Consider the following 3010-nt stretch of genomic DNA (forward strand, 5'->3'; position numbering starts at 1 on the left):
CTTCCGTCCCCCTACAGGAACGTGGAGGCGGAGCTGAAGAAGGGCGAGGGGGGCGCAGAGCTGACGTTCACCTCCGACAGCCTTCGGGTGGAGAAGATGGTGCTGGACGCCCCCCGCCGGATCGTCTTCGACCTCTTCTTTTCCCCTGAGACGCGCATTCAGGAGGTGCCGCGTCCGGCGCCCGCTCCTGCGGTGGAGGTCGAGACGACGATCACGGCGCCTCAGGAGAGGAAGCCGGTCCCCCAGGCCCCTCCGAAGGGCCCCGCACGAGGGCGGCAGGGGGGGCGGAAGCTGGCGGTGGTGGACCCCGGCCACGGCGGTAAGGACCCGGGTGCCAGCGCCAACGGCGTGAGGGAGAAGGACATCAACCTCGCGATCGGCCTGGCCCTCGAGAAGGCGTTGAACGCGCGCGGCATCGACGTCGTGATGACGCGCCGGACGGACGTCTACCTGACGCTGCAGGAGCGGACGGATATCGCCAACAAGGAGCAGGCGGACGTCTTCGTCAGCGTTCACGCCAACGCGCTGCCCTCGGTGAAGCGCACGTCGGGCTTTGAGATCTACCTCATGGCCCTGCCGACGGACAAGGACGCCCTGACCCTGGCCAGGATCGAGAATCGGGAGCTGGCGGAGGAGAGCCACGCCGGCCAGGCGTCGGACCGCCGGACGGAGGTCCTGCTTCAGATCCTGGGCGACATGCAGCAGAACAACAAGATCAGCGAGAGCACGGGGCTTGCCGAAGCACTGTTTGCGGCCGGAAAGGGAGACGGAATCCCCATGAAGCGGGTCGCCCAGGCGCCCTTCTTCGTGCTGAGGGGGGCCGGGATGCCGGCCGTCCTCCTGGAGACGGGCTTCGTGACGAACGCGACGGAGGCCAAGCTCCTGGCTCATCCGGGCTACCAGGCCCGCATCGCCGAAGCGATGGCTGCCGGGGTCGCAAAGTACCTGAATTAAGACTTGAAGGGGGACTGGGGCGGGCCGCCCCGACCGCGCCGGGACGTTTTCAACGAATCATGTGAGGGAGAGGATCGAGAGATGGTACGCCGAAGCCCCTATCGGGATGAGTACGAGGATGAGATCGGAAGGAGGCCGAAACGCCCCCGCAGGGACCAGCGCCCCACCCAGAGGCGGAAGGACGCCCCTCTCATGCTGCGGGTTCTCTCCTGGCTGGGCGTTATCCTCCTCTGTTTTGTGGCGGGTTACCTCGGCACGTCCTGGGTGATGGACGCCCTGAATGAGAAGCTCCTGCTGAAGCCTGAGAACCGCGTCGAGAACCAGAGCGATCTGGCGAAGCTGAACGCGGCCGTCGAGCGGGACAGGGAAGCCGCCGCCGCCCGGAGCGGAAACGTCCAGCAGGTATCGCTGAAGCTCTATTCCGTGAAGGACGGAAGGATCGCGGAGCCCGTGCGGAAGAGCTTCGTCTCCCGGCTCAAGGAGGACAACATGGCGGAGGCGGTGAAGTCGGTCCTCGCTCTGAGCGGGGTGCCGGGCGCGGACAAGGTTTCCGTCCTGCACGTCTTCCGCAGCGCGGAGACCGCCTACCTGGACCTCTCGTCCGCCTTCGTGTCGGCTCTCGCCTCCATGGGGCAGCGCGAGAGCCTCCTCTTGCTCACGGCCATCGTGCGCACCATGGAGGAGAACTTCGAGCCCGTCGTCCAGGTCCGTTTCCTCATCGACTCCAGGTCCCCAAATCCCGGAGGCCCCGTGGATTTGACGGTGGTCTGGAAGATGCCCTCCCGCTCCTGACGGTCATGTTCGTCGAACGCCTGGTCCTGGCCACGGGCAGCCGGGGAAAGTATCGCGAGTTCGCGGCCATGCTGCCCAGGGAGGTGGTGGGGGAGCTGATCTTTGCGCCGAAGATGGCGCAGATCGAGGTGGAGGAGACGGGGACCTGCTATGCCGAAAACGCGCGCCTGAAGGCCCAGGCCTGGGCCTGGGCCACCGGGCTGCCGAGCCTTGCGGACGACAGCGGGCTTGAGGTGGATATCCTGGGAGGGGCGCCGGGGGTGCTCTCCGCCCGAATCGTCCCCGGTCCGGACCAGGCGCGAAACGACTGGCTCCTGTCGCGCCTCGAGGGGCGTCTCGACCGGCGGGCCCGGTTCGTGGCGGCCCTCGCCCTGGCCATCCCCGATCGCTGGACGCTGATCTCCGAGGGCGAGTGCCTCGGGCGCATCGCGACGGCGCCGGAGGGGAAGGGGGGCTTCGGCTACGACCCCCTCTTTCTCCCCGACGGCATGAGCGCCTCCTTTGCCGCCATCCCCCCGAGGATGAAGAACGCCATCTCCCACCGTGCCGCCGCGCTGAGGAACCTCCTGGAGATCCTGATGCAGTGAGGCTCAGGCAAAATACGGGGCGTGCGCCCGCGGCGCCGTGGGCTTTGTGTGGTAGAATAAAAATGTGGATTTTCCCTGAAGCCATGGGCTGCGGGGAGGACGAATCAGAACGGCGAATATTGGGAGGAATTTCTTTGCGTACTTTGCTGTCAATCGTACACGTTGTTGTCGCGATCCTGATGATGATCGCGGTCCTGGCGCAGCAGCGCAAACAGGGCGGTTTCACCGGCGTGTTTGGCGGAGGCACTCAGGCGGATACGGGGCAGTGGCAGCGATTCACCGGCCTGACGAAGCTCACGATCGGCCTGGCGGGGGTCTTCATGCTCACCTCGCTCCTCCTGGCGGTCCTGTAGCGCGGGCCGCCGCCGGCGAAGGCTGGAATGGACGATTCAGAGAGGGGCGGTGCAGATGCTGGGGTCCCTGAAGGACGTGGCGGACTTCAAGGTTGAAAAGGGGCGGTTCCTGAGCGCGACCCACGAGGAGATCCGCTCTGGCGCGACAACGGACGTTTACTTCGTCAACACGCGGGATATCCTGGCGTCGCTGGGCTGTCTGGACACGCCTGTCGCGGCGGAGATCTTCACGCGCACCCACGGCCTCTTCGCCGGACTGGACGAGCTGATGGAGCTCCTGCGCGGCCTTCCCGTCGAGGTGGAGGCCCTCCCGGAGGGGGAGCG

The 3010-nt window shown here is 66.5% G+C and carries 4 protein-coding genes and 1 pseudogene; all 5 read left to right on the plus strand.

Annotated elements, in window-relative coordinates:
- A partial coding sequence (locus SY1_RS09040) for an N-acetylmuramoyl-L-alanine amidase family protein (RefSeq protein ID WP_208873532.1) occupies positions 1 to 954 on the plus strand: 954 nt, incomplete at its 5' end.
- 81 nt (positions 955 to 1035) lie between these two features.
- A complete protein-coding gene (locus SY1_RS09045; protein ID WP_015556840.1) occupies positions 1036 to 1746 on the plus strand; it encodes a GerMN domain-containing protein in 711 nt (236 codons plus the stop codon).
- 5 nt (positions 1747 to 1751) lie between these two features.
- Complete coding sequence (locus tag SY1_RS09050) at positions 1752 to 2333, plus strand: non-canonical purine NTP pyrophosphatase (protein ID WP_015556841.1); 582 nt, start codon at positions 1752 to 1754, stop codon at positions 2331 to 2333.
- A 134-nt stretch (positions 2334 to 2467) separates the two neighbouring features.
- Positions 2468 to 2686, plus strand: coding sequence for a preprotein translocase subunit SecG (secG, locus tag SY1_RS09055; RefSeq protein ID WP_208873533.1), 219 nt, complete (start codon positions 2468 to 2470; stop codon positions 2684 to 2686).
- A 55-nt stretch (positions 2687 to 2741) separates the two neighbouring features.
- Positions 2742 to 3010 (plus strand): annotated as a pseudogene (locus SY1_RS09060) (nicotinate phosphoribosyltransferase); the annotation flags it as partial.

Origin of the sequence: Fretibacterium fastidiosum, from assembly GCF_000210715.1 — a bacterium.
Taxonomy (GTDB): Bacteria; Synergistota; Synergistia; order Synergistales; family Aminobacteriaceae; genus Fretibacterium; species Fretibacterium fastidiosum.

Excerpts from the sequence above, each read along its gene's own strand:
- SY1_RS09045 (WP_015556840.1), top strand. The coding sequence starts at position 1,036 with ATGGTACGCCGAAGCCCCTATCGGGATGAGTACGAGGATGAGATCGGA.
- SY1_RS09050 (WP_015556841.1), top strand. The coding sequence starts at position 1,752 with ATGTTCGTCGAACGCCTGGTCCTGGCCACGGGCAGCCGGGGAAAGTAT.